Genomic DNA, 26860 nt, shown 5'->3' with positions numbered 1-26860 from the left:
ATCTTTTCGGCATCACATCAATCTTAATGCGGCGAAGCAACCGTCAGCATCTGCCCCGGTTTCAGCGCCTGGCCAACCCGAGGGTTCCAGCGCTTGAGGTGCTGCATTTCAACGTTGAAGCGTTTGGCGACCATGTACAGCGAGTCGCCTTGCTTGACCTTGTATTGGGTCTGTTGCGTTTTGTTTGTAACCTTGCCGTTGGTCTTGCTGTTCGCCGCGACCACAGTGTTGACGCGCCCGGATTTGCGCTTGGCGGTGTCCTGCATCACCAGGGTCTGGCCGACCTTGAGGTCTTTGCCGTTCAGCTTGTTCCAGCGTTGCAGGTCTTTGACCTCGACCTTGTTGGCCTTGGCGATGGTGCCCAGATTGTCGCCGCGTTTGACCCGATAGGCGCGCTTGAGGCTGGCGATTTCGCTGTCGTCTGCCCCTTCGAACACCGGCTTGAGGGATCGCTGGCTGATCAGCTCGTCAGGACGCATGGTCGACAGGCTGGCGGTCAGCAGTTGCGCCTTGGACGTTGGCACCAGCAGATGCTGGGGGCCGTCGATGGTGGTGCGCTGCTTGAAGGCCGGGTTGAGCTGGAACAGTTCGTCTTCGTCGATATTGGCGACGGCGGCAACCTTGGACAGGTCCATGCGCTGGTTGATTTCGACGACCTGGAAGTACGGTTCATTGGCGATCGGGTTGAGGTTCACGCCATAGGCGTCGGGCGCCAGGACCACTTGCGACAGGGCCAGCAGCTTCGGCACATAGGCCTGGGTTTCCGCTGGTAGCGGCAGGTTCCAGTAGTCGGTCGGCAGGCCGAGTCGTTCGTTGCGCTCGATGGCCCGGCTGACCGTGCCTTCGCCGGCGTTGTACGCCGCCAGGGCCAGCAGCCAGTCGCCGTTGAACATGTCGTGCAGGCGGGTCAGGTAATCCATGGCCGCGGTGGTCGAGGCGGTGATATCGCGACGGCCATCATAGAAACGGGTTTGACGCAGGTTGAAATAACGCCCGGTGGAAGGGATGAATTGCCACAAGCCAACCGCATCGGCCCGGGAATAGGCCATCGGGTTGTAGGCGCTTTCAATCACCGGCAATAGCGCCAGTTCCAGCGGCATGTTGCGTTCTTCAAGGCGTTCGACGATGTAGTGAATGTAGAGGCTGCCGCGTTCGCCGGCGTTTTCGAGGAAGGACGGATTACTGGCGAACCACAGGCGCTGTTGCTCGATGCGCGGGTTGACGCCCAGGTTGTCCTGCAACTGGAAGCCCTGGCGCATGCGCTCCCAGACGTCCTGTGGAATTTGCGGTGTTGGTTTTTCGCTGAGCCAGACAGGTTTTTGCTTGGCTCGAGCGGCGATGTTCGGAGTGTGTGTCGCTTCGGTCTGCGGCACATGGCTGGAACAGCCCGCCAGAGTGGCGGACACAGCCACCGCGATGGCTTGAGCCAAGCGGGTCAATGCGTCTGAATTGATGGCTTTACGAATAGGTGACGACATTGGCTGGAAGTAAGTTCCGGGCAAAAATGTCGGGCGATTCTAGAAAGCGCACCCCCTGCGGTCAACCATTCAGAATTTTTGTACCAACGTGATGGCTACTTAGAACTTATCTTTCCAAGCGCGTAGAGCAGCAAAAACCGCACTCGGAGCCCGGTTTTGGGTTCCATTCCGTTCGTCCACTTTTTCTTTAACGGATGTTTCGTCAACACGCAAAAACGGGTTGGTACGCTTTTCAAGCGCCAGAGTAGAGGGCAGCGTCATGATTCCGGCTTCACGTTGTGCGGTGACTTTTTCCAGACGTGCGGCAGTGTCCGGATTGAGCGGTTCGACCGCAGCGGCAAACTTCAGATTGCTCAGGGTGTACTCGTGAGTGCAGTAGATCAGCGTGTCTTCGGGCAGCGCCGCGAGGCGGCTCAGCGAGTGATGCATTTGCTCCGGCGTGCCTTCGAACAGGCGCCCGCAACCGGCGGCGAACAGGGTGTCACCGCAAAACAAATGGCCCTGATGATAAAAGGCGATGTGCCCGAGGGTATGGCCCGGCACCTGGATAACATCGAAGTCCCAGCCCAGCACGCTGATGCGGTCATTGTCCTTGAGCGCCACGTCCCGCGCCGGGATGCTTTCGCTGGCCGGGCCGTAGACTGTCGCGTCTGTCGCTTTTTTCAGCCGCTCGACGCCGCCGACATGGTCATGATGGTGATGAGTGATCAAAATATCGCTTAACACCCAACCCGTGTGCGCCGCGAGCCAGGCTTGTACTGGCGCGGCATCGCCCGGATCGACCACGGCGCAGCGCTGGGTGCTGTGGTCTTGTAACAACCAGATGTAGTTGTCGGTGAAGGCGGGCAGGGCACTGATCTGTATCATCGTCGGATTCGCCAAGCGGAAAACATTGGCGCATCTTAGAACTTCCTGGCGCGTTGGAGAATGCAATGACCGATAAAGCGTTCGCTCAGGCCGATCCTGAGTGGCTGACATTGATCAGCGCGGCCCGTGAATGGCTGTCCGGCCCCATCGGGCAATTTCTGCTGGACGAAGAACGACGCATGCTCGAAGACGAGTTGGGGCGCTTTTTCGGCGGCTACCTGGTGCATTACGGCCCTTCGGCGCAGACGCCGCCGTCGGCGCCGCAGGTCCAGCGCAATGTGCGGCTCGGCGCGCCGTTGCCGGGTGTGGAGATCGTCTGCGAAGAGCAGGCCTGGCCTTTGAGCGAGCACGCCGCCGATGTGGTGGTGTTGCAGCACGGGCTGGATTTTTGCCTGTCGCCCCACGGTTTGCTGCGCGAAGCGGCGAGCAGCGTTCGGCCTGGCGGGCATCTGCTGATTGTCGGGATCAACCCCTGGAGCAGCTGGGGCCTGCGTCGTGTGTTCGCCCATGACGCCTTGCGCAAGGCCCGTTGCATTTCGCCATCGCGGGTTGGCGACTGGCTGAATCTGCTCGGCTTCGCGCTGGAGAAACGCCGCTTCGGGTGCTATCGTCCGCCGCTTGCGTCGCCTGCCTGGCAAGCCCGTCTGGCCGGTTGGGAGCGCAAGGCCGGTGACTGGCAGTTGTCGGGTGGTGGCTTCTATTTATTGGTCGCGCGCAAGATTGTTGTGGGCCTGCGGCCGGTGCGTCAGGAACGGCGCGAACCGATGGGCAAACTGATTCCCTTGCCGATGGCCAAGGTCAACCGTCGTCACCTCGAACCGTAATACACATTTTATTTTCCCGGCCGGGTTCGCCCCGGCCTCGGGCATCGTCGGTCACCAATCGGCGAGCCACCGCATTTTCTGGATAGATTGGCATGAGCGATAGCGTAGAACTCTTCACCGATGGCGCCTGTAAGGGCAACCCTGGCCCGGGCGGCTGGGGTGCATTGCTGGTGTGCAAGGGCGTTGAAAAAGAACTCTGGGGCGGCGAAGCCAACACCACCAACAACCGCATGGAGTTGATGGGCGCGATCCGTGGCCTGGAAGAGCTCAAGCGCTCCTGCGACGTACTGCTGGTGACCGACTCCCAGTACGTGATGAAAGGCATCAACGAGTGGATGGCCAACTGGAAGAAACGCGGCTGGAAAACCGCGGCCAAGGAGCCGGTGAAAAACGCCGATCTGTGGAAACTGCTCGACGAGCAGGTCAACCGCCACAACGTCACCTGGAAATGGGTGCGCGGGCACATCGGCCATCACGGCAACGAGCGGGCCGACCAACTGGCCAACCGTGGCGTTGATGAAGTGCGTGGGTACAAGCAGGCCTGATTTCGGTTCTACCGATGCACCGCGTCATCGTTCTTCGCGAGCAAGCCCGCTCCCACATTCGACCGAGTTCTCTCAGGGGAATGCGATCAAATGTGGGAGCGGGCTTGCTCGCGAAGGCCACGACTCGGTGTTCCTGCCAGGGCGCATCGCGGGCAAACCCGGCTCCTCAAGAAATCACAGCATCAAAATCGCGGCGGCCAGTTGCTGGTCTGAATACCGGTCGTTGACGATCTCGCGAGCGTGTTAACATCGCCGCTTTTGCACGATTGACCCGTTGAGAGCTGAGCACTGATGGCCACCAGATCCGTTGTACTCGATACCGAAACCACCGGCATGCCGGTGACCGACGGCCACCGGATTATCGAAATCGGTTGTGTCGAGTTGATCGGTCGGCGCCTGACCGGCCGGCATTTCCACGTTTACCTGCAACCGGATCGCGAGAGTGACGAAGGCGCCATCGGCGTCCACGGCATCACGAACGAATTCCTGGTGGGCAAGCCGCGTTTCACTGAAGTGGCCGATGAGTTCTTCGAGTTCATCAAGGGCGCACAGCTGATCATCCATAACGCGGCGTTCGACGTTGGCTTCATCAACAACGAATTCGCCCTGATGGGCCAGCACGACCGCGCGGACATCACGCAACACTGCTCGATCCTCGACACCCTGATGATGGCCCGGGAACGTCACCCGGGGCAGCGCAACAGCCTCGACGCCTTGTGCAAACGCTATGGCGTTGACAACTCTGGCCGTGAGCTGCACGGCGCCTTGCTCGACTCCGAGATTCTCGCCGACGTTTACCTGACCATGACCGGCGGCCAGACCAGCCTGTCGCTGGCCGGCAACGCGTCCGATGGCAATGGTTCAGGTGAGGGCGCGGATAACTCCGCCACCGAAATCCGTCGTCTGCCGGCCGATCGTCAGCCGATCCGGATCATTCGCGCGAGTGAAGAAGATCTGGCCCAGCACATTGCGCGCCTTGAAGCCATCGCCAAATCCGCCGGCGCTCCGTCGTTGTGGCAGCAATTGGCCGAGGCCAAGGCTCAGGCCTGAGCCCCTTCGAGCGGAAGGGCTTTTGTGGCGAGGGAGCTTGCTCCCGCTCGGCTGCGCAGCAGTCGCAAATCCTGCCAATACGGTGTATCTGAGCGAGTGCAGGGGGCCGCTTCGCAGCCCAACGGGAGCAAGCTCCCTCGCCACAGGTAAACTTTCTGAACAATGGGTTTGCTGGCCACTTGCTGGTGCACCCGCCGACCCACTTCAGGGCATCCCCCTCGCCACATGCGCTCCAACCCTCTACCCTGAGGTTATTGGCAGGCCACGGTCTGCCGCCTCAGGACACCGAGCCCCATGTATAAAGATTTGAAATTCCCGGTCCTGATCGTCCACCGCGACATCAAGGCCGACACCGTTGCCGGTGATCGTGTGCGTGGCATCGCCCGGGAGCTTGAGCAGGAAGGCTTCAGCATCGTCTCGGCGGTCGATTACAACGAAGGGCGTCTGGTTGCCTCGACTCATCACGGCCTCTCTTGCATGTTGATTGCCGCCGAAGACGCCAGCACCAATGCTCATCTTCTGCATAACATGGCGGAGCTGATCCGCCTGGCACGGGTTCGGGCGCCGGACCTGCCGATCTTTGCCTTGGGCGAACAGGTGACCTTGGAAAATGCCCCGGCTGACGCCATGGCCGAGCTCAATCAACTGCGCGGCATTCTTTATTTGTTCGAAGACACCGTGCCCTTCCTCGCCCGTCAGGTTGCCCGCGCGGCGCGCAAATATCTGGACGGTCTGTTGCCGCCGTTCTTCAAGGCGCTGGTGCAGCACACGGCCGATTCCAATTATTCTTGGCATACCCCCGGCCATGGCGGCGGCGTGGCGTATCACAAGAGCCCGGTTGGGCAGGCGTTTCATCAGTTTTTCGGGGAAAATACGCTGCGTTCGGATTTGTCGGTGTCGGTACCGGAACTCGGTTCGCTGCTCGATCACACCGGCCCGCTGGCCGAAGCGGAAGCGAGAGCTGCGCGTAATTTCGGCGCCGATCACACCTTTTTCGTGATCAATGGCACCTCGACCGCCAACAAGATCGTCTGGCATTCCATGGTGGCCCGCGATGACCTGGTGCTGGTGGATCGCAACTGCCACAAATCGGTGTTGCACTCGATCATCATGACCGGCGCGATCCCGCTGTACCTGTGCCCGGAGCGCAATGAGCTGGGGATCATCGGCCCGATTCCGCTCAGTGAGTTCAGCCGTGAATCGATCCAGGCCAAGATCGACGCCAGCCCGCTGACCAAGGGCCGCGAACCCAAGGTCAAGTTGGCGGTGGTGACCAATTCGACTTACGACGGCCTCTGTTACAACGCCGAATTGATCAAGCAGAGCCTGGGCAACAGCGTCGAGGTCTTGCATTTCGACGAGGCCTGGTACGCCTACGCAGCATTTCATGAGTTCTTCGCCGGCCGTTACGGCATGGGCACTTCCCGCAGCGAAGACAGCCCGTTGGTGTTCACTACGCACTCCACGCACAAATTGCTGGCGGCGTTCAGTCAGGCGTCGATGATTCACGTTCAGGACGGCGGTGCGCGGCAGCTCGACCGCGACCGTTTCAACGAAGCGTTCATGATGCACATCTCGACCTCGCCGCAGTACAGCATCATCGCCTCGCTGGACGTGGCGTCGGCGATGATGGAAGGGCCGGCTGGCCGTTCGCTGTTGCAGGAAATGTTCGACGAGGCCCTGAGCTTTCGCCGAGCCCTGGCCAATCTGCGTCAGCACATCGCCGCCGATGACTGGTGGTTTTCCATCTGGCAACCACCCTCGGCCGAAGGTATCGAACAGGTAGTCACCGAAGACTGGTTGCTGCAACCCGACGCCGATTGGCATGGCTTTGGCGGCGTAACCGATGATTACGTACTGCTCGATCCGATCAAGGTCACGCTGGTGATGCCGGGTTTGACGGCGGGCGGTGCCCTGAGCGCGCGGGGTATTCCGGCGGCGGTGGTCAGCAAATTCCTCTGGGAACGCGGACTGGTCGTGGAAAAGACCGGGCTGTATTCGTTCCTGGTGCTGTTCTCCATGGGCATCACCAAGGGCAAATGGAGCACGCTGCTGACCGAGTTGCTGGAGTTCAAGCGCAGTTACGACGCCAATGTCAGCCTGGCCACCTGCCTGCCGTGCGTGGCACAACACAATATTGCCCGTTATCAAGGCATGGGTTTGCGCGATCTGTGTGATCAATTGCACGCCTGTTATCGCAGCAATGCCACGGCCAAACACCTCAAACGCATGTACACCGTACTGCCGGAAGTCGCGATGAAGCCGGCGGACGCCTATGATCAATTAGTACGCGGGGAGGTTGAGGCTGTTTCGATCGATGCTCTGGACGGGCGGATCGCAGCGGTAATGCTGGTGCCATACCCGCCGGGCATCCCGTTGATCATGCCCGGCGAGCGGTTCACCGAGTCGACCCGTTCGATCATCGATTACCTGAAGTTTGCCCGTACGTTCGACAGCAGCTTTCCCGGATTTGTCGCCGATGTGCATGGCTTGCAACACGAAGACGAGGGCAATGGACGGCATTACACCGTCGATTGCATCAAGGAATGAGGACCTTTCCGAGTATGCAACCAGTCATGAATCCCAAATACCCAGGCCTCTCGGTGCGTGTCGCCGATGAGGGGTTTGCGGCTTATATCTGGGGCAGTGATTTCAGTTTTGAAGTCGCCGCCTATGGTGCCGCGCAAATCGGTAAGCCGGTGGCGCAGTGGCCGGTGACGCCAATCACCCCGTATCGCAAGTGTTACGGCATTGATCCCGAGGAATTCAGCAGTTTTCGCGATGCCGCAGACAGCGCGATTTTCATGGCCTATCTGGATGACGAGCCGGTGGGGCATTTAGTGGTCAGCACCAACTGGAACGGCTTCGCCCATATCGATGAATTGGCGGTGCATGCGCCGGCGCGCCGTCATGGCGTGGCCAAGGCGTTGCTGGACGTGGCGCAGTTCTGGAGTCGCAAGAAAAAACTGCCGGGCATCATGCTGGAAACCCAGAACAACAACCTGGGCGCCTGTCGGCTTTATGAGCGCTGTGGCTATGTGGTCGGCGGAATCGATCACCTGCGCTACCGCGGAATCGATCCGAATACCGCTGAAATGGCGTTGTTCTGGTATCGATTATTCGATAATCCGCTGGAAAACCCGCTCAGCTCGCCAGCATCGCCACGGCTTGTTCCGTGATGATGTCCAGCAGCGCTTGAACGGCCGCAGAGGGCTCGGCGCTCTTCAGGCTCAAGGCATACACGCTGATTGGCACGGCAGGCGCCAGCGGGCAGGCATCGAGCCCGGCCGATTTGGCGCCGAGGGCGGTAAATGGGTCGACGATCGCCAGACCTTCACCGGCCTCGACCATGCTGCGCATCATCTGATGAGTCTGTACCCGTGTCTGAATGACCGGGGCAGGGCGCAGCGCATGCAGCTTGTTGTCCAGTGCCGGGCTTAACGGATCGTGACCTTCCAGGCCAACCATCGACTGGCCAGCCAGGTCCTGCAGCGAGATGTACTTCTGTTTCGGTTGCAGCCAGCCATGGGGTGCCAGCAGCTGGAGCTTGCCTTGAGCGATGACCTGGCAATGGATATCGGCGTGGTCCGGGTCATGCAGGCTCAGGCCCAGGTCGCTTTCACGCAGCAGCAGGCTTCTGACAATCGCGCCGGTCGGCTGGCTCAGGAGGGTGCAAGGTGCGTCGGGGAGGCGTCGGCGCAGGGCCGCGATGCTGTGTGGCAACAGGTGTTGTGCCAACGGCGGGGTGCAAATGATGCGCAGGGGCGGGGCCAAATATTGCTTGAGGCTGCTGGCCAGTCGCTGGACCGGCTCGAGGGCTTCGTAGACGTGGGCGATCTCGACTTGCAGCTCCCGTGCTTCGCGCGTGGCTTGCAGACGACCACGCACGCTGGCAAACAGCATGAAACCCAACTGATCCTCGGCATCCCGCAGAGTGCGTTCAACCTCGGCCACTGGCAGCTGCAGCCATTCGGCGGCGGTGCCCAGGTGACCGGTCTGCAGGAGCGCCTGGATCACTTCGATATGACGTAAACGCATGCGTGAAGTCCATGTTCAGCAGGTGAGGGAGTCAGTCACTGAATCCTAACTCAAGTGCGCGCATATGACTTCTGCTCATAACAGCGAGTTATGAGGCCACGTTCGTTTCAGGTTCGCGAGTGAGGGTGACGCCCGATTGCACCAGCACAAATTCGTTGTCGTCGAGTTTGTTGAGCCGGTCGCCAATGGCCAGCTTATAGGTGCTGACAGGCACCGAGCCGGCGAGGCCGTCGTGCGACGGGGTGGATTCCTGGAACTCATGCACGGAATAAACGCGGCCTTCCGCGTCTCTTGCATGGAACTGACCGACGAGTACTGCTGCCATCTGCTTAGAACCTCTGGAGATAAATCACTCAATTTGCGGTTCTGTAGACCGTGGTTGGGCGAGGTAAGTTTTCCTACAGGAAAAAAATAGTCAGGGGCGTCGATTTTCCGTCGCCCGCTGGTTGAATCGTCATTTGATCATCTATAACTAGAAGCTCTTCCCATTGGACAGTCGAGAATCTTCCATGAACAACGTCTATGAGATCGCCGTTCTGGTCGGCAGCCTGAGAAAAGCATCGATCAACCGCAAGGTCGCGCTGGCGCTGGCCGAGCTGGCGCCTGCCAATCTGAAGCTGAACATCGTCGAAATCGGCGATTTGCCGCTCTACAACGAAGACATCGATGGCGAATCACCGCCGGCAGCCTACAGCACTTTCCGACAACAAGTGAGTTCATCCGACGCGGTGCTGTTCGTGACCCCGGAATATAACCGTTCGGTACCGGCGCCATTGAAGAATGCGATCGACGTGGGGTCGCGCCCTTATGGCAAGAGCGCCTGGAACGGCAAGCCGGGTGCGGTGATCAGCGCTTCACCGGGCGCCGTCGGCGGATTTGGCGCCAACCACAACGTGCGCCAGTCCATGGTGTTTCTCAATGTGCCGTGCATGCAACAACCGGAGGCCTACCTGGGTGGCGCTGGTTCAGCATTCGACGAGGCAGGCAAGTTGTCGGAGTCGGTCAGGCCGTTCTTGCAGAAATTCATCGATGCGTATGCGCTGTGGGTTGAGCAGCATAAAAAGCAATGACCGTCCCCATCTAGACCGCGTTGGGTCCATTCGCGGGCAAGCCTCGCTCCTACAGGTTTTGTGTGGATTGCAAAATTTGTGAACGACGCTTATCTGTAGGAGCGAGGCTTGCCCGCGAAGAGGCCTACACAGACGCTACAAGACTCAACCATTCCCCGGCACATTCGGCCAAAGATCGGACACCAGAAACAGCCGCTCGGCTTCTTCCCAATCTCCTTCGCCATTCTCTGTCAGCCGCACCATCAACTGCGCCGGTGCCAGCGGGTCCAGATCGCTCAGCCATGCGCTCAGCTGTTCAGCATTCCAGGTTTGCTCTTCGGGATAGTGCGCCGGCGCCAACCAGGCATGGCGGGGCAGGGGTTGCCAGCGGCCGAACGGGCGTTGCACGACAAAGTCCGCCCAATCCTTCTGATGCAGCCAGCTACCGCGCAAATGTTGAGGGTGCGCGCCGCTCGGTGACTCGGACTGTCCCGGCCACGGATAGAGCAGATAACCGCCCAGCCACAGATGCGCACTGAACTGCTGGATATCCAGCGACGCCAGCACTGCACGGCTCTCCGCCCGCGCGGAAATCGGTAATTGATGCTGGCTCAGGTGTTTGAGTTTACGGTCGAGCCGATCATGACAACCCGGTCCGAGCCACTGCGCGGTGTCGTGGCCGTCACCGTTCTGTGGACCCAGATAGAGCTTGATCGCCAGTTCCAGGTGATGCACGCCATCGCGATCACGCAGCAGCATATCCAGTTCACCCAAGGTGTGGCCTTCACGGCGGATTGGCATGTTGGCGGCAATCAGTTCGATGCCCGGCGCGTGTCGCACGGCGTATTGCCACAGCCGCTCGTAGTACAGACCCAGCCGCCGGGTCCTGGCCTGAGCCAGCCAGTGCAGCAGGTCGTAGCTGTCGCGATCCAGTTGCCGGAGCCAGTGTTCCAGGCGCTCCGGTGCCTGCACCCAGTCGCTGCCCGCCAGCGGATGACGCTGCGGCCACGGGGTGACGCTGAGCATCGGCGGCGCGAGGATGACCCAGGCCAGGTCGCGCACTTCGGGGTGGCGCAACTGGTGAGGTAACTGGAGCAAATCTGGAAATAGGATCATCTTGCGAGCATAGCCCGAAACGCGAGCGCACCGTCGTGGCTGAAAGGGTTTTGTCTACGCCGCGCTTTCGCCCATAATCGTGTTTTTCGCCGTCGCAGGCCCTCCGCATCCTAATAGGAGCCCCATGGAGCAATTTCGTAATATCGGCATCATCGGTCGCCTGGGCAGTTCTCAGGTGCTGGATACCGTCCGCCGACTGAAACGGTTTCTGCTCGATCGTCACCTGCACGTGATCCTCGAAGACACCATCGCCGAAGTCCTGCCGGGTCATGGCCTGCAAACTTCGTCGCGCAAGATGCTCGGTGAAGTCTGTGACATGGTGATTGTGGTCGGTGGTGACGGCAGCCTGCTGGGTGCCGCCCGGGCGCTGGCCCGACACAATATTCCGGTGCTCGGCATCAACCGGGGCAGCCTGGGGTTCCTGACCGATATTCGCCCCGATGAGCTCGAAGTCAAAGTCGCCGAAGTGCTCGACGGCCACTATCTGGTAGAAAACCGCTTCCTGCTGCAAGCCGAAGTCCGTCGCCACGCCGAGGCCATCGGCCAAGGCGATGCGCTGAACGACGTGGTGCTGCACCCCGGCAAATCGACGCGGATGATCGAGTTCGAGTTGTACATCGACGGCCAGTTCGTCTGCAGCCAGAAGGCCGACGGCCTGATCGTCGCCACGCCGACCGGATCAACCGCCTACGCACTGTCGGCGGGCGGCCCGATCATGCATCCCAAGCTTGACGCTATTGTGATTGTGCCGATGTACCCCCATACCTTGTCAGGTAGACCGATCGTGGTCGATGGCAACAGTGAGCTGAAAATCGTCGTGTCCAAAGATATGCAGATTTACCCGCAAGTTTCCTGTGACGGGCAGAATCACTTCACCTGCGCGCCCGGTGACACCATCACCATCAGCAAGAAAGCGCAGAAGCTGCGGCTGATTCACCCGCTCGACCACAACTACTATGAAGTCTGCCGGACCAAGCTCGGCTGGGGCAGCAAGTTGGGTGGTGGAGGCGACTGATGCTCGATCCCGCGCGTAGCTACGACCTGATCGGTGACGTGCACGGTTGCGCTCTGACCCTTGAGCACTTGCTCGACCGGCTCGGTTACCACAAACAGGCTGGCGTCTGGCGGCATCCGTCGCGCATGGCGGTGTTCCTGGGCGACATCATCGACCGCGGCCCGCGGATTCGCGAGGCGCTGCACATCGTCCACGACATGGTCGAAGCCGGCCAGGCGCTGTGCATCATGGGCAACCATGAATTCAACGCCCTCGGCTGGAGCACGCCGGCGCTACCGGGCAGCGGCCAGCAGTTCGTGCGCGAACATACGCCACGCCACGGTCGCCTGCTCAAGGAAACCCTGACTCAGTTTGAAGATCATCCCGAAGATTGGCATGACTTTCTGCAATGGTTCTATGAATTGCCTCTGTTCGTCGATGCCGGGCGTTTCCGGGTGGTGCATGCCTGTTGGGACGCCGGCCTGATCGAGCCGTTGCGCGGCTTGTTCCCCGACGGCTGCATCGATGAGCATTTCCTCCAGGCCTCCGCGGTGCCGGGCAGTTTTGCCTGCACCGTGTTCGATCGCCTGTTGCGCGGCACCGACATGCGCTTGCCCCACGGGTTGACCATGACCAGCGGCGACGGCCTGACGCGCTCGTTTTTCCGCACCAAATTCTGGGAAGACGACCCGCAAACCTACGGAGATATCGTGTTCCAGCCCGACGCCTTGCCTGAGCCAGTGGCCCGCACGCCGCTGTCGTCCAGCGAAAAAGACAACTTGCTGCGCTACGGCGTCGATGAGCCGCTGTTGTTCGTCGGCCACTACTGGCGCAGCGGCAAACCGGCGCCGATCCGCCCGAACCTGGCGTGCCTGGATTACAGCGCGGTGCTCTATGGCAAACTGGTCGCTTATCGTCTGGATCAGGAAACCCGTCTCGACCCGCATAAATTTGTCTGGGTCGATGTCGAGCGGCCGGAGGTGCTGCAATGACGGCGGTGGCGGTATTACGCCTGCCTTTGGCGGTGGATTTGAGCGGGTTCGTCAAACTGCTGCAACGCATGCAAGTGCCCCACCGGGTCAGCGAAGAGGCGGGCGAGCAAGTGCTGTGGGTGCCGGCCAACATCAGCGAAGACGTGCGCTCATTGTACGAACGCTTTCCGGCGGGTGACCCCGATCAGCAACTGGATATCCCGATCGCGCAGACGCAGCCGCGTCCGGGCTTCGTCGAGCAGTTGCGCTACAGCAAGGCTACGGCGTTGGTGCTGTTGCTGAGCCTGATCGTCGCCATGGTGACGCTGCTGGGCGATAACCTCGAGACGATACGCTGGCTGACCTTCCTCGATTTCCGTGTGGTCGGCGAGTACATCCATTTCACGCCATTGGCCGACAGCCTGGCGGCGGGGCAGTGGTGGCGTCTGGTCACGCCGATGCTGATCCACTTCGGCATCCTGCACCTGGCCATGAACGGCATGTGGTACTGGGAACTGGGGCGGCGCATCGAGTCGCGGCAGGGCAGCATCAACCTGATCGGCCTGACGCTGCTGTTCAGCCTGGTGTCCAACTATACCCAATACCTTTTCAGCGGCCCGAGCCTGTTTGGCGGGTTGTCCGGTGTGCTGTACGGTCTGCTCGGGCATTGCTGGATCTTCCAGGTTCTGTCGCCGAACCCGGCGTATCGCCTGCCCCGAGGGGTGTTGGTGATGATGCTGGTGTGGTTGCTGCTGTGTCTGTCCGGGCTGGTCTCGATGATCGGCTTCGGCCAGATTGCCAACGCGGCCCACGTCAGCGGGTTACTCATCGGATGCTTCACCGGTTTGTTGGGCGGTTTGTACAACCGCCGTAAACTGACTTCCAAATAAGCTATGTGATTAAAGAGCGCGGAGCCCTTGATGTCCTCTTTTAACGAAATGATCAAAAACATCACCCCGGATATCTACCAGAGCCTGAAACTGGCGGTAGAAATCGGCAAATGGTCCGACGGTGGCAAACTCACCGCCGAGCAGCGCGAACTGTCCCTGCAAGCGATGATCGCCTGGGAAATCCAGAACCTGCCCGAGGAAGAACGCACCGGCTACATGGGCCCGCAGGAATGCGAGTCGAAGTCGATTGAAGTACCAAACATTCTGTTCAAATCGGATGCCGTCCATTGATCGAGATTGGCCGCGGTGCAATCAGCAAAATGTCGGCGCGCCTTGACGGGCCGAACGTTCAGTACGCTTTTCGTCTGGGCGACGCCGAGGTACCGGTCAATCCGTTGATCGGCACCACGGTGCGCCTGGAATACCTGGGGGCGATCCACTGCACCCATTGCGGACGCAAGACCAAAACCAGTTTCAGCCAGGGTTACTGCTACCCGTGCATGACCAAACTGGCCCAATGCGACCTCTGCATCATGAGCCCGGAGCGTTGCCACTACGACGCCGGCACCTGCCGTGAGCCTGCGTGGGGCGAAAAATTCTGCATGACCGATCATGTGGTGTATCTGGCCAATTCGTCGGGGATCAAGGTCGGCATAACCCGCGCCACGCAACTGCCCACTCGTTGGCTCGATCAGGGCGCCAGCCAGGCCTTGCCGATCATGCGCGTCGCGACCCGTCAGCAGTCAGGCTTCGTCGAAGACCTGTTCCGCAGCCAGGTAGCCGACAAGACCAACTGGCGTGCTTTACTCAAGGGCGATGCGGTATCGGTGGATCTGGTGCAGGTTCGCGATCAGCTGTTTGAAAGTTGTGCGCCAGGTTTGCAAGGTTTGCAGGAACGATTTGGCCTACAAGCAATCCAGACAATTACCGATGTAGAACCTCTGGAAATCCGCTATCCGATCGAGCAATACCCAGCCAAGATTGTCAGCTTCAACCTGGACAAGAACCCGATTGCCGAAGGCACGCTGCTGGGGATCAAGGGCCAGTACCTGATTTTCGACACCGGCGTGATCAATATTCGTAAATACACGGCTTACCAGCTCGCCGTGCATCAGTAAGGATTCCAGCATGCGCACCGAACAACCGAAGATGATCTACCTGAAGGACTATCAGGCGCCTGAGTACCTGATCGACGAGACGCACCTGACCTTCGAGTTGTTCGAGGACCACAGCCTGGTCCATGCGCAACTGGTGATGCGTCGCAATCCTGAACGTGGCCCTGGCCTGCCGCCGCTGGTGCTGGATGGCCAGCAACTCGATCTGCTGTCGGTGACGTTGGCCGATCGCGAACTGAGCGCTGCCGACTATCAGCTGACCGAGAATCACCTGACCCTGCACCCGACCAGTACAAGCTTCACGGTCGACACCAGCGTCAGGATCCACCCGGAAACCAACACCGCCCTGGAAGGCTTGTACAAATCCGGCACCATGTTCTGCACCCAGTGTGAAGCCGAAGGTTTCCGCAAAATCACCTATTACCTCGACCGCCCGGACGTGATGAGCACGTTCACTACCACGGTGGTCGCCGAGCAGCACAGCTATCCGGTGCTGCTGTCCAACGGTAACCCGATTGCCTCGGGGCCCGGCGAAGACGGCCGGCACTGGGCGACCTGGGAAGACCCGTTCAAGAAGCCTGCCTACCTGTTCGCGCTGGTGGCCGGTGACCTGTGGTGCGTCGAAGACACCTTCACCACCATGACCGAGCGCTCCGTGGCGCTGCGCATCTATGTCGAGCCGGAAAACATCGACAAGTGCCAGCACGCGATGAACAGCCTGAAGAAGTCCATGCGCTGGGACGAAGAGGTTTACGGTCGCGAGTACGACCTGGACATCTTCATGATCGTCGCAGTCAACGACTTCAACATGGGCGCCATGGAAAACAAGGGCCTCAACATCTTCAACTCCAGTGCCGTGCTGGCCCGCGCCGAAACCGCCACCGACGCCGCGCATCAGCGGGTCGAAGCGATCGTTGCCCACGAATACTTCCACAACTGGTCGGGCAACCGTGTGACCTGCCGCGACTGGTTCCAGCTGTCGCTCAAGGAAGGCTTCACCGTGTTCCGGGATTCGGAGTTCTCCGCCGACATGAACTCGGCCACGGTCAAGCGCATCCAGGACGTGGCGTACCTGCGCACCCACCAGTTCGCCGAAGACGCCGGCCCGATGGCACACGCTGTGCGCCCGGACAGCTTCATCGAGATTTCCAACTTCTATACCCTGACCGTGTACGAAAAGGGTTCGGAAGTAGTCGGCATGATCCACACCTTGCTGGGCGCCGACGGTTTCCGCAAAGGCAGTGACCTTTACTTCGAACGCCATGACGGCCAGGCCGTGACCTGCGACGACTTCATCAAAGCCATGGAAGACGCCAACGGCGTTGACCTGACTCAATTCAAGCGCTGGTACAGCCAGGCCGGCACTCCACGTTTGGTGGTGAGCGAGTCCTACGACGCCGCGGCAAAAACCTACAGCCTGACCCTCCGCCAGAGCTGCCCGGAAACCCCGGACAAGGTGGAAAAACTGCCGTTCGTGATTCCGGTGGAACTGGGACTGCTGGACAGCAAGGGCGGCGAAATTGCCCTGCGTCTTGCCGGTGAAACCAGTGCTCAAGGCACTTCGCGGGTTATTTCGGTGACTGAAGCCGAGCAGACCTTCACCTTCGTCGACATTGCGCAAAAGCCGCTGCCTTCATTGCTGCGCGGCTTCTCGGCGCCGGTGAAGCTGAGCTTCCCGTACGATCGCGATCAGCTGATGTTCCTGATGCAGCACGACAGCGACGGCTTCAACCGCTGGGATGCCGGTCAGCAATTGTCGGTGCAGGTGCTGCAAGAGTTGATCGAACAGCAACAGAAGGGTGAAGCGCTGGTGCTGGATCAGCGTCTGGTTTCAGCACTGCGTACCGTGCTGTCCGATGAGACGCTGGATCAGGCGATGGTCGCCGAAATGCTGTCGTTGCCGGGCGAGGCATATCTGACCGAGATCAGTGAAGTGGCTGACGTAGAGGCCATTCACACGGCTCGCGAGTTTGCCCGTAAGCAATTGGCTGAAGGTTTGTTCGAGGCATTGTGGCTGCGTTATCAGGCCAATCGCGATCTCTCGAAGAAAACGCCGTATGTGGCCGAGGCCGAGCATTTCGCCCGCCGCGCGCTGCAAAACATTGCGCTGTCGTACCTGATGCTCAGCGGCAAGCCGGAAGTCTTGGCGGCAACCCTCGAACAGTTCGACACCAGCGACAACATGACCGAGCGTCTGACGGCGTTGGCGGTGTTGGTCAATTCGCCGTTCGACGAGCAGAAAGCCACGGCGTTGGCGACCTTCGCCGAGCACTTCAAGGATAATCCGCTGGTCATGGATCAGTGGTTCAGCGTTCAGGCCGGCAGCACATTGCCGGGCGGTCTGGAGCGGGTCAAAGCCTTGATGCAACACCCGGCGTTCACGATCAAGAACCCGAACAAGGTGCGGGCACTGATCGGCGCGTTTGCCGGGCAGAACCTGATCAACTTCCACGCGGCCGACGGTTCCGGGTATCGGTTCCTGGCGGATCTGGTGATCGAGCTGAATGGGTTTAACCCGCAGATCGCCTCTCGCCAACTGGCGCCGCTGACTCGGTGGCGCAAATACGACAGCGCTCGTCAGGCGTTGATGAAAGGTGAGCTGGAGCGGATTCGCGCTTCGGGGCAACTGTCCAGCGATGTGTTTGAGGTGGTTAGCAAAAGCCTGGCCTGAGTTTGGCCTTGCTCCCGCAGGGTTCACTCGGATCCCTGTGGGAGCTGGCTTGCCCGCGAAGGCGGCCTGATAGCCGACCTGTCTCTTGCAGATGTACACCAATCAAATTGTGGGAGCGGGCTTGCTCGCGAAGAGGCCCTGTCAGTCGACATCAATGTTGAATGTAAGTCCGCCTTCGCGAGCAAGCCCGCTCCCACATTTGGATTTTCGTTGGCCCTCAGGCCATCGTTTTCTGCCGGCTTTCATGCTGGCGAGCATCACTGGCAATCAACTGCCTGATCCCTTCAAACAACTCATCACTCTGCGCCTGCGTGCAATCCTCACCATGGCGTTTACGCAGCCCGTAATGGCTGAGAATCAGATGCACATCAGCATGCAGCCCATGTTGCTTGAGGCAGTTTTCAACACATTGCAACGGGCAACCATCCAGCGCGAAGATCCGCCGCCCCGAGCGTGCCTTGTTGACCAGCGCCGCCACATGCCCGCCGACACCAACGATGCAGGACATTTCAGCCAGGCCACTGCGGTCCAGGCGCACGGCCAGGGTATTGGCCAGTTGGGCGACGTTGGAGCAACCTGAGCAGGAGTAAACCAAAGGCAGGGTTGAACGGGGCATTTGCACTCTCCGTGGATGGACGCTGCCAGTGTGCAAGGCGCTTGGCATTGCGCCTTGATGGCGGTCAATTCCGACTACTGGAAAGCCGCCAGCTCCTCTTCAGCGAGGATGCTGATATGGCGACGCTCCATGGCGATCAGGCCGCACTCCACCAGACGATGCAAAATCCGCGAGAAGGTTTCCGGCTGAATCCCCAGCTTCGACGCCACCAGGCGTTTGGACACCTGCAAGACAATCTGGCCGGTAACCGGGTGGCGTTCCTGGAACAGAAAATGGATCACCCGACGAGTCGCACTGGCCATGGTCAAGGTATCGATGTCGCGCAGACGCAGGTGCAGGTGAACGCTCATGCTCGCGAGGATCGCCAGACAGACTTTCGGCTGATCCTCCAGGGCGTTGCGGTAATGGTTGCCCTCGATACTGACCAGCACGCTGTCCTTCAGCGCGGTGGCGCTCACCGGGTAGAGTCGGGCCTGGCTGAACAGCAAGGCTTCGGCAAAGGTCTGGCCGGGCTGGATGATCTCCACCAGGTTTTCCTGGCCTTCGCCGGTGAGCCGGTACAACTTGACCTGGCCGCTGACCAGCAGGAAAAAACGCCTGGCCGGATCCCCTTGGTGCATGAGCGTGCTGTGACAACTCAGGCGCTTGAGCATGGCCAGGCTGCAGACTTCCTCGAAGACTTTCTCCGGCAGTTGGCTGAACAGATGATGACGGCGCAACGTTAAAACGATGGAAGGGTGGGTCAGCATGGCGTACCTCCGCTGACCGTCATAGTAGAGAGCGCAGGCCAATTGACCTATGCCTCTGCAGGCCTACCTCCAAGGAGGGATGCCTGTCAGCCTGCACTGCGCAGATGCTCCATGGCCCACACTGCCGCCTCCACCCGCGAGCGCAAGCCGAGTTTGTGCAGCAGGTTTTTCACGTGGACCTTGACCGTCCCTTCGGTGATGCCCAGCTTGTGCCCGATGACCTTGTTGCTGAAGCCGCTGGCGATGGTTTTCAACACCTGACGCTCACGCTCGGTCAGTTCCACCACGGCCTGGCGTGCAGGAGCGCGCAGTGCCTGGGCCATGACTTGAGTCAGCCCCGGGCTGATGACCAAGGCGCCGTTCAAGGCATCGCGGATGTACTGGATCAACAGTTCCGGTTCCATGTCCTTGAGCAGGTAACCGTCGGCATCCAGGCGCAGTGCATCGCGAATATCGTCTTCTGCATCCGACACCGTAAACAGCAGCACTTTGCCGGTGTAGTGCATCGCCCGTAATCGGCGCAGGGTTTCGATGCCATTCATTTGCGGCATGTTGTTGTCGAGCAGGACCAGATCCGGTCGAAGCGGCTCAATCAGACCGAGTGCTTCTTCACCCTGGCTGGCTTCGCCGACGATCAGGAAATCATCTTCGAGTTCGAGCATCTGGCGAATGCCGTGACGCATCATCGGGTGGTCGTCTACCAGCAGGATTCTGTGTTGCGGGGAAGGGGTCATAGGGTGCTGCCTTCTGTTTGCTGCCCGAGAAATTCCGGGTGGAATTCCAGTTGGACACGGGTGCCTTGGGGTTCCCTGGAGATGATCTGTAGCTGGCCGTGCAAGCTGCGAGCCCGCTCATCCATGATGTTCAGGCCGTGGTGTTCGCGTTGGTCGACGTTGCCGCTGAAGCCGCGACCGTCGTCTTCGACCGACAATCTGACTGTCTCGCCATCTTGGCGCAGTTGCAGCCAGGCGTTTTGCGCATGGGCGTGGCGCAAGCAGTTGGAGAGCGCCTCGCGGGTGATCTGCAGAATGTGGATCTGTTCGCTGGCCGATAGCTGAAAGGCCAGGGTGTCGACGTGCAGGTGCACCTGGAATTCCCCGCGCCGGGAAAACTCCTCGGCGGTGTCCTTGAGTTCCTGCACCAGTCCCGCGTCGTGAATCTGTAAACGAAAAGTCGTCAGCAACTCGCGTAACTGGCGATAGGCATTGTTCAGTCCCTCGCGCAATTCGGCGGTGACGGTTTCCAGGGTCTGGACCGGTTCGCCCCGGCGCATCAGGGTCTGCATGCGGCTGACTTGCAGCTTCATGTAGGACAGGGCCTGTGCCAGTGAATCGTGCAGCTCGCGGGCGATGATCGTGCGTTCTTCGAGCAGCAGCAGGCGATGATCCTGTTCCCGTTGGCGCTTGAGCGAGAGCGAGGTGCCGATCAGGTTGGCCAGGGCCTGGATCAATTGGGTTTCCCAGGCTTGCATGGGATGGCCGTCGACAAAGTGCGCCTTCAGCTCACCCAGTTCACTGCCCTGGTTGCTGATGCTGAAGGCTTGCGGATTGGCTTTGTGGTGCTTCTGGCACGTGGCGCAGTCGCTGCTGGCGCAGACTTCGCGGATGTTTGCGCCATGCAGAGCCAGTAACTGCTGGGCCGGTGCCTGCAGTTGGCCTTGCAGGCACAGCGACAGGCGCAAGCCGGGCAGGCGTTGCTGGAAGCGTCGAATCAACTCATCCAGGCCTTCGGCATTGGCCAGACGTGTGGCCAGGCTTCGGCTGCTTTGATACAGCAGCTCCAGGGCCGCGTTGGCTTGTTGCAGGTTCAGGGTTTTTTGCCGGACCTGGCTTTCCAGGGTGCGATGCGACTCTTCGATCGTCTCGGCCATGGTGTTGAAACTCGTGGCCAACTGACCCAGTTCATCCTGGGACTGATGGTTGACCCGCACCTTGAAGTCGCCGCGACGAAAGCGCTGGGTGGCATCCACCAACTCCTTGAGGGGCGTGACGACACCGTATTGCAACTCGTACAACCCGATCAGCAGGACAATCATGGTGGTGAACAAGGCCAGGCCCTGGATCACCTGTTGCCAGCCTTGCTTTTGTTCGCTTTGACGCTGCAACAGGTTGACGAACTGGTTCAGTTGTTCAACGAAGGGCAGTGCCTGGACCTGAAAATAGGCGGCATCGCCACGCAGCAGTGCCGGGAGTAAATCCTCGTTCCATTGTTGCTGGATTTGCCCATAGCTGACTTGCAGGGCGGCGGTCGGGCCATCTTCCAGCACGGCTTTGAGCGAGTGGCTGTCCAAGCGGTTTTGCAGGCTGTCGATGATGGTGGCGATTTCTTCGCCGGTGGCGCCAGCGGCCAGTTTCCAGCTCAGGTGATAAGTCTCCATGCGCACCGAGCCAGCGGTGTTGATGGCGGCGGCATCGCCCTGGCTGAACCAGGCGATCAGCCCGGCGCTCAGCGAACTGGCGAGCGCCAGCACGGCGATCAGGATCACCGCCAGCCCGGCGCGAGCGGGCAGGGAGCTGCGCAACCAGCGCATCATCGGCGCAGGTCCCGGAAGACATCAGGAAAACAGAGCATGTGCAGCACCAGAATGGGTTTTGCCGCCGATCCGGGGCGCGCTACCTCTAAAGAGTTGTCGACAGTTCCTTGTCGGCAAAAACGTCGGTTAAAACTCTTAACAGGCTGATAAATAAAGGGTTTTAACACTTTCTAGCACTACCTCCTTAGAGGTAGACCGCACAAGCATAGGCCTATGCCCCCTTGGGCTTCGTTGACATGGGTCAAGTTTTTGCGGGGTTGGCCTCTCTAGTCTGCCGCCATGGCTAACTGACTGGAGAGCATTGTGAACCCACCGCGTGTACGACAAGGCTTGGTGCTGGGCATGAGCACGCTGGCCTTCACTGTGTGCTTTATGGTCTGGATGATGTTTGCCGTGCTCGGGGTGCCGATCAAGGACCTTCTCCAGCTCAACGAAACCCAGTTCGGCCTGCTGGCCGCGACCCCGGTGCTGACCGGCTCGTTGGTGCGTTTGCCGCTGGGTTTGCTGACCGACCGTTTTGGCGGGCGCAGCGTGTTCTTCCTGCTGATGCTGAGCTGCGTCGCGCCGCTGTACCTGATCAGCCACGCGACTGCCTACTGGCAGTTCCTGGTGCTGGGTTTGTTCGTCGGCCTGGCCGGCGGCTCGTTCTCGGTCGGGATTGCCTACGTCGCCAAATGGTTCGACAAGGAGAATCAAGGCTTCGCCATGGGCATCTTTGGCGCCGGTAACGCCGGAGCCGCGGTGACCAAGTTTCTCGCGCCGGCGCTGATCGCTGCCGGTAGCTGGCAGCTGGTGCCGAAAGTCTTCAGCGCGATCCTCTTTATTACCGCACTGCTGTTCTGGTTTCTCAGTGCCGAGAACAAGGACCACCGCAGTGCATCCGGCGCTACCTTGCGTGAGCAACTGCGCTCGTTGAAAGACCCTGCGGTGTGGCGCTACTGCCAGTACTACTCGATCGTCTTCGGTGGCTACGTCGCCCTGGCCCTATGGATGACCAAGTACTACGTGCAGGAATACGGTTTCAGCCTGCAAAGCGCGGCGCTGCTGGCGGCCTGTTTTTCCCTGCCCGGTGGCGTGCTGCGCGCCGTCGGCGGCTGGATGTCAGATCGCTGGGGGGCGCAAAGCGTGACCTGGTGGGTGTTGTGGGTCAGCTGGATCTGCCTGTTCCTGCTCTCGTATCCCCAGACCCAACTGCAAGTGCAGACCATCGACGGCCCGGTGGATTTCCACATCGGCCTGAGCCCCGCGCTGTTCACCGTGCTGCTGTTCGTCATGGGCATCGCCTTCGCGTTCGGCAAGGCCTCGGTTTTCAAATACATCGCCAATGACTACCCGAAAAACATGGGCGCGGTGTCCGGCATCGTCGGCCTCGCCGGTGGCCTGGGTGGTTTCGTGCTGCCGATCCTGTTCGGCGCCCTGGTGGACCTCACCGGCGTGCGCTCTTCCTGCTTCATGTTGATGTACGGCGTGGTCTGGGTCTCCCTCACCTGGATGTACTTCAGCGAAATACGCAAAAGCCCGGTGCTGGGTAAAGCGCCGCTGCTGACCCCGTCCCCGATTTCCAGCATTGCCCTAGGAGAAGAACATGTCCGTTCTGCAAAAGCCTGACAAAGGCCCGGTCATTCATGACTGGCGCCCCGAGGACCCCGCGTTCTGGGGACGTAGCGGCAAACAGACCGCCACGCGCAACTTGTGGATTTCCATTCCTGCGCTGTTGTTGGCCTTCGCGGTGTGGATGGTCTGGAGCACGGTGATCGTGCGTTTGAACGCCATCGGCTTCACCTTCACCACTGACCAGCTGTTCTGGCTGGCGGCGTTGCCGGGGCTGTCCGGCGCGACCTTGCGCGTCTTCTATTCCTTTATGGTGCCGATCTTCGGCGGCCGTCGCTGGACCGCCCTGAGCACCGCGTCGCTGTTGCTGCCATCGATCTGGATGGGCTTCGCCGTGCAGGACCCGAGCACCTCCTACAGCGTGTTCGTGTTGATTGCCTTGCTCTGCGGTTTTGGTGGCGGCAACTTTGCCTCGAGCATGTCCAACATCAGCTTCTTCTATCCCAAGTCGCAGCAGGGCACAGCCCTTGGCCTCAATGCCGGCCTAGGCAATCTAGGCGTCTCGGTGATGCAGTTCTGTGTGCCGCTGGTGATTACCTTCGGGGTGTTCGGCTTCATGGGCGGCTCGCCGCAAGCACTGCCGGACGGTGGTCAGTTGTGGCTGCAGAACGCCGGCTTCATTTGGGTACCGTTTATTGTCCTGGTGACGGTGCTGGCCTGGTTCGGCATGAATGATCTGTCCAGTGCTCGCGCTTCGTTCAGCGAACAGGCGGTGATCTTCAAGCGCAAACACAACTGGCTGATGTGCTGGTTGTACCTGGCGACCTTCGGTTCATTCATCGGTTTCTCCGCCGCGTTTCCGCTGCTGATCAAAACTTCCTTCCCCGACGTGATTGCCTTGAAATTCGCCTTCCTCGGCCCGTTGGTCGGCGCTCTGGTACGCCCATTGGGCGGGTGGCTGGCGGACAAGCTCGGTGGCGCAAAAGTGACCTTGTGGAACTTCGTGGCGATGATCGCGATGGTCTTCGGGGTGATGCACTTTCTACCAGAAAGCGGCCACGGCGTTCTCCCGCAGAACGGTACCGGCGGCAACTTCTACGGCTTCCTCGGCCTGTTCATGCTGCTGTTCATCACCACGGGCGTCGGCAACGGCTCCACCTTCCGGATGATCCCGGTGATCTTCCGCACCCAACACGAAAAAGCTTCGGCCGGAAAACCACCCGCTGTTCGCGAACAAGCGCTCAAGGATGCCGGTAAAGAATCGGCCGCCGTCCTGGGCTTCAGTTCTGCCATGGGCGCCTTCGGTGCGTTCTTCATTCCCAAATCCTTCGGCTCTTCGATGGCCCTGACCGGCGGCCCGGAGATGGCCTTCTACATGTTCGTCGGCTTTTACCTGAGCTGCATCGTGGTGACCTGGTGGTGGTACGCGCGCAAAGGCGCCGCGACACCCTGCTGAGACGACCCGAATTCAATCATTGCGTGGGCGGGGCACAGACTCCGCGACAAAGCCTGAGAGGACTACACCGTGAGTCATTTACTGGATCAATTGCGGTTTTTCAACCGTAAGCAAAACGAGTTTTCCGACGGTCATGGCGAGACCCGCAAAGAGTCTCGCGACTGGGAGAACGTCTACCGTTCGCGCTGGCAGTACGACAAGATCGTGCGTTCCACCCACGGGGTGAACTGCACCGGCTCCTGCTCGTGGAAAATCTACGTCAAGAACGGCCTGATCACCTGGGAAACCCAGCAGACCGACTACCCGCGTACCCGCAACGATCTGCCGAACCATGAGCCCCGTGGCTGCCCCCGTGGTGCCAGTTACAGCTGGTACATCTACAGCGCCAACCGCCTCAAGTACCCGAAAATCCGCAAGCCGTTGCTCAAGCTCTGGCGCGATGCGCGGCAGACCATGGCGCCGGTCGAAGCCTGGGCCAGCATCGTCGAGGACAAGGTCAAGGCCGACTCCTATAAAAGCAAGCGCGGCATGGGTGGCTTCATTCGTTCCAACTGGGAGGAAGTCAACGAGATCATTGCAGCGGCCAACGTCTATACGATCAAGCAATACGGCCCGGACCGGATCGTCGGCTTCTCGCCGATTCCGGCCATGTCGATGGTCAGCTACGCCGCAGGCTCGCGTTACCTGTCGCTGATCGGCGGCGCCTGCCTGAGTTTCTACGACTGGTACTGCGACTTGCCACCGGCCTCGCCGATGGTCTGGGGCGAGCAGACCGACGTGCCGGAATCGGCCGACTGGTACAACTCCAACTACATCATTGCCTGGGGCTCCAACGTCCCGCAGACCCGTACCCCGGACGCGCACTTCTTTACCGAAGTCCGCTACAAGGGCACCAAGACGGTCGCGATCACCCCGGACTACTCGGAAGTCGCCAAGCTCACCGACCTGTGGCTGAACCCCAAGCAGGGCACCGATGCGGCGCTAGCGCAGGCGTTCAACCATGTGATCTTCAAAGAATTCCACCTGGACAAACCGAGCGCTTATTTCACCGACTACGCCAAGCGTTTCACTGACTTGCCGGTGCTGGTATTGCTCAAGCAAATGGTCGACAAGGCACCGGGCGCCGGTTACCAGCCGGATCGCTTCCTGCGCGCCAGCGACTTGACCGACAACCTCGGCCAGGAAAACAACCCGGAATGGAAAACCATCGCCCTCGATGTCAGCGGCGAACTGGTGTCCCCTCAGGGTTCCATCGGTTATCGCTGGGGCGAGAAGGGCAAGTGGAACATCTTGCCTCGTGAAGGCGGCGAAGGCCGTGAGATCGATCTGAAACTGAGCCTGATCGGCGATGACGTGGCCGAAGTGGCGTTCCCGTATTTTGCCGGTGAGTCCCACGAGCACTTCCAGCACGTGGCCGGCGATGCCGTGCAATACCGCCGCGTGCCGGTGCATAACGTGGTGCTGGCGGACGGCAGCGTGGCCAAAGTCGCCACAGTGTTCGACCTGTCGGCCGCCAACCTGGCCATCGATCGCGGCCTCGGCGGCGCTAACGTGGCCAAGGATTACAACGACGCCTCGGTGCCCGGCACCCCGGCCTGGCAGGAGCAGATCACCGGCGTCAGCCGCGAGAAAGCCATCCAGATTGCCCGTGAGTTCGCTGACAACGCCGACAAGACCAAGGGTCGCTCGATGATCATCGTCGGTGCGGCGATGAACCACTGGTACCACATGGACATGAACTACCGCGGGCTGATCAACATGCTCATGCTCTGCGGGTGTGTCGGCCAGACCGGTGGCGGTTGGGCGCACTACGTTGGCCAGGAAAAACTCCGTCCGCAATGCGGCTGGCTGCCCCTGGCGTTCGGCCTGGACTGGAACCGTCCGCCTCGCCAAATGAACGGCACCAGCTTCTTCTACGCCCACAGTTCGCAATGGCGCCACGAGAAGATGAGCATGCACGACGTGCTCTCGCCATTGGCCGATAAATCGCAATTTCCCGAGCATGCCCTGGACTACAACATCCGCGCCGAACGCGCCGGTTGGTTGCCCAGCGCACCGCAACTCAACACCAACCCGCTGCACATTTGCCGCGACGCGGCTGCGGCCGGCATGGACCCGAAAGACTACGTGGTCAAGTCGCTGCAGGACGGTTCGCTGCGCTTCTCCTGCGAACAGCCGGACAGCCCGGTCAACTTCCCGCGCAACATGTTCATCTGGCGTTCCAACTTGCTGGGCTCCTCGGGCAAGGGCCACGAGTACATGCTCAAGTACCTGCTGGGCACCAAGAACGGGGTGATGAACGAAGACATCGGCCAGGTCGGCGACTGCAAACCTGAAGAAGCCGAAT

General features: G+C 60.2%; 24 protein-coding genes. 15 read left to right on the top strand and 9 right to left on the bottom strand.

The window, feature by feature from the left end; translation table 11 throughout:
* Positions 1-23: 23 nt before the first annotated feature.
* Both ACIPLA_RS05370 and gloB read right to left on the bottom strand, forming a co-directional pair.
* The gene (locus ACIPLA_RS05370) at positions 24-1478 is read right to left on the bottom strand and encodes a transglycosylase SLT domain-containing protein (RefSeq protein WP_218396262.1); all 1455 of its coding nucleotides are present in this window, start codon (positions 1476-1478) and stop codon (positions 24-26) included.
* 99 nt (positions 1479-1577) lie between these two features.
* Positions 1578-2345 carry a hydroxyacylglutathione hydrolase gene (gloB, locus tag ACIPLA_RS05365; RefSeq protein WP_401172410.1) on the bottom strand — a complete coding sequence of 256 codons (768 nt, stop codon included), beginning with the start codon at positions 2343-2345 and terminating at the stop codon, positions 1578-1580.
* A gap of 65 nt (positions 2346-2410) precedes the next feature.
* Between gloB and ACIPLA_RS05360 the strand changes: the two genes are divergently transcribed.
* The 5 genes from ACIPLA_RS05360 (at position 2411) to ACIPLA_RS05340 (ending at position 7943) form a co-directional block, all read left to right on the top strand.
* Entirely contained in the window at positions 2411-3169 is a 759-nt protein-coding gene (locus ACIPLA_RS05360; protein WP_218396259.1) for a class I SAM-dependent methyltransferase, read from the top strand.
* A 92-nt stretch (positions 3170-3261) separates the two neighbouring features.
* Positions 3262-3714, top strand: coding sequence for a ribonuclease HI (gene rnhA / locus ACIPLA_RS05355; RefSeq protein ID WP_003180633.1), 453 nt, complete (start codon positions 3262-3264; stop codon positions 3712-3714).
* Between the two features lie 291 nt (positions 3715-4005).
* On the top strand, positions 4006-4764 hold the full coding sequence (dnaQ, locus tag ACIPLA_RS05350) for a DNA polymerase III subunit epsilon (RefSeq protein ID WP_192343676.1): 759 nt from the start codon (positions 4006-4008) through the stop codon (positions 4762-4764).
* 294 nt (positions 4765-5058) lie between these two features.
* Positions 5059-7314, top strand: coding sequence for an Orn/Lys/Arg decarboxylase N-terminal domain-containing protein (locus tag ACIPLA_RS05345; protein WP_218396253.1), 2256 nt, complete (start codon positions 5059-5061; stop codon positions 7312-7314).
* 14 nt (positions 7315-7328) lie between these two features.
* Positions 7329-7943: a GNAT family N-acetyltransferase gene (locus tag ACIPLA_RS05340; RefSeq protein ID WP_008074397.1), complete on the top strand. Its 615-nt coding sequence runs from the start codon at positions 7329-7331 to the stop codon at positions 7941-7943.
* On the opposite strand, the gene ACIPLA_RS05335 is transcribed toward ACIPLA_RS05340, so the two are convergent.
* Both ACIPLA_RS05335 and ACIPLA_RS05330 read right to left on the bottom strand, forming a co-directional pair.
* Entirely contained in the window at positions 7909-8802 is an 894-nt protein-coding gene (locus tag ACIPLA_RS05335) for a LysR family transcriptional regulator (protein ID WP_123495102.1), read from the bottom strand. The genes ACIPLA_RS05340 and ACIPLA_RS05335 overlap by 35 nt on opposite strands.
* An 88-nt stretch (positions 8803-8890) precedes the next feature.
* Positions 8891-9127 (bottom strand): hypothetical protein, encoded by a 237-nt coding sequence (locus tag ACIPLA_RS05330; RefSeq protein ID WP_123495100.1) that lies wholly within the window; start codon positions 9125-9127, stop codon positions 8891-8893.
* Between the two features lie 184 nt (positions 9128-9311).
* Here ACIPLA_RS05330 and ACIPLA_RS05325 point away from each other — a divergent pair, with 184 nt between their 5' ends.
* Entirely contained in the window at positions 9312-9872 is a 561-nt protein-coding gene (locus ACIPLA_RS05325) for an NADPH-dependent FMN reductase (protein ID WP_218396251.1), read from the top strand.
* A gap of 144 nt (positions 9873-10016) precedes the next feature.
* On the opposite strand, the gene ACIPLA_RS05320 is transcribed toward ACIPLA_RS05325, so the two are convergent.
* Complete coding sequence (locus tag ACIPLA_RS05320) at positions 10017-10967, bottom strand: DUF1853 family protein (protein WP_401172092.1); 951 nt, start codon at positions 10965-10967, stop codon at positions 10017-10019.
* Between the two features lie 124 nt (positions 10968-11091).
* On the opposite strand from ACIPLA_RS05320, the gene ACIPLA_RS05315 reads away from it, so the two are divergent.
* The 6 genes from ACIPLA_RS05315 to pepN are packed head-to-tail and all read left to right on the top strand — an operon-like array spanning position 11092 to position 17608.
* Positions 11092-11982, top strand: coding sequence for an NAD(+) kinase (locus ACIPLA_RS05315; protein ID WP_007906781.1), 891 nt, complete (start codon positions 11092-11094; stop codon positions 11980-11982).
* Positions 11979-12953, top strand: coding sequence for a metallophosphoesterase (locus ACIPLA_RS05310; RefSeq protein WP_185022091.1), 975 nt, complete (start codon positions 11979-11981; stop codon positions 12951-12953). The genes ACIPLA_RS05315 and ACIPLA_RS05310 overlap by 4 nt, the downstream gene beginning before the upstream one ends.
* Positions 12950-13822, top strand: coding sequence for a rhomboid family intramembrane serine protease (locus ACIPLA_RS05305; RefSeq protein WP_123495097.1), 873 nt, complete (start codon positions 12950-12952; stop codon positions 13820-13822). Before ACIPLA_RS05310 ends, ACIPLA_RS05305 begins: the two co-directional genes overlap by 4 nt.
* Positions 13823-13852: 30 nt before the next feature.
* Positions 13853-14113, top strand: coding sequence for a YeaC family protein (locus ACIPLA_RS05300; protein WP_008074411.1), 261 nt, complete (start codon positions 13853-13855; stop codon positions 14111-14113).
* A complete protein-coding gene (locus tag ACIPLA_RS05295) occupies positions 14110-14940 on the top strand; it encodes a DUF2797 domain-containing protein (RefSeq protein ID WP_218396247.1) in 831 nt (276 codons plus the stop codon). Before ACIPLA_RS05300 ends, ACIPLA_RS05295 begins: the two co-directional genes overlap by 4 nt.
* 10 nt (positions 14941-14950) lie before the next feature.
* Complete coding sequence (gene pepN / locus ACIPLA_RS05290; RefSeq protein WP_401172087.1) at positions 14951-17608, top strand: aminopeptidase N; 2658 nt, start codon at positions 14951-14953, stop codon at positions 17606-17608.
* 217 nt (positions 17609-17825) lie between these two features.
* On the opposite strand, the gene ACIPLA_RS05285 is transcribed toward pepN, so the two are convergent.
* The 4 genes from ACIPLA_RS05285 to ACIPLA_RS05270 all read right to left on the bottom strand — a co-directional run bounded on the left by ACIPLA_RS05285 (position 17826) and on the right by ACIPLA_RS05270 (position 21506).
* Entirely contained in the window at positions 17826-18224 is a 399-nt protein-coding gene (locus ACIPLA_RS05285) for a putative zinc-binding protein (protein WP_123495094.1), read from the bottom strand.
* 74 nt (positions 18225-18298) lie between these two features.
* On the bottom strand, positions 18299-18973 hold the full coding sequence (locus tag ACIPLA_RS05280; protein WP_192343683.1) for a Crp/Fnr family transcriptional regulator: 675 nt from the start codon (positions 18971-18973) through the stop codon (positions 18299-18301).
* A gap of 86 nt (positions 18974-19059) precedes the next feature.
* Positions 19060-19707 (bottom strand): two-component system response regulator NarL, encoded by a 648-nt coding sequence (gene narL, locus ACIPLA_RS05275; RefSeq protein WP_008067117.1) that lies wholly within the window; start codon positions 19705-19707, stop codon positions 19060-19062.
* The gene (locus ACIPLA_RS05270) at positions 19704-21506 is read right to left on the bottom strand and encodes a HAMP domain-containing protein (RefSeq protein ID WP_401172082.1); all 1803 of its coding nucleotides are present in this window, start codon (positions 21504-21506) and stop codon (positions 19704-19706) included. The genes narL and ACIPLA_RS05270 overlap by 4 nt, the downstream gene beginning before the upstream one ends.
* Positions 21507-21809: 303 nt before the next feature.
* On the opposite strand from ACIPLA_RS05270, the gene ACIPLA_RS05265 reads away from it, so the two are divergent.
* The 3 genes from ACIPLA_RS05265 to ACIPLA_RS05255 all read left to right on the top strand — a co-directional run.
* Positions 21810-23114 (top strand): nitrate/nitrite transporter, encoded by a 1305-nt coding sequence (locus tag ACIPLA_RS05265; protein WP_218396241.1) that lies wholly within the window; start codon positions 21810-21812, stop codon positions 23112-23114.
* A complete protein-coding gene (locus ACIPLA_RS05260; RefSeq protein WP_401172079.1) occupies positions 23092-24513 on the top strand; it encodes a NarK family nitrate/nitrite MFS transporter in 1422 nt (473 codons plus the stop codon). Before ACIPLA_RS05265 ends, ACIPLA_RS05260 begins: the two co-directional genes overlap by 23 nt.
* Before the next feature lie 69 nt (positions 24514-24582).
* The coding region (locus tag ACIPLA_RS05255) for a nitrate reductase subunit alpha (RefSeq protein WP_401172076.1) at positions 24583-26860 on the top strand (2278 nt) is incomplete at its 3' end.

This window comes from Pseudomonas sp. NPDC086112, assembly GCF_044746425.1.
Taxonomy (GTDB): Bacteria; Pseudomonadota; Gammaproteobacteria; order Pseudomonadales; family Pseudomonadaceae; genus Aquipseudomonas.
This window is presented reverse-complemented; position numbering and strand designations above follow the sequence as displayed.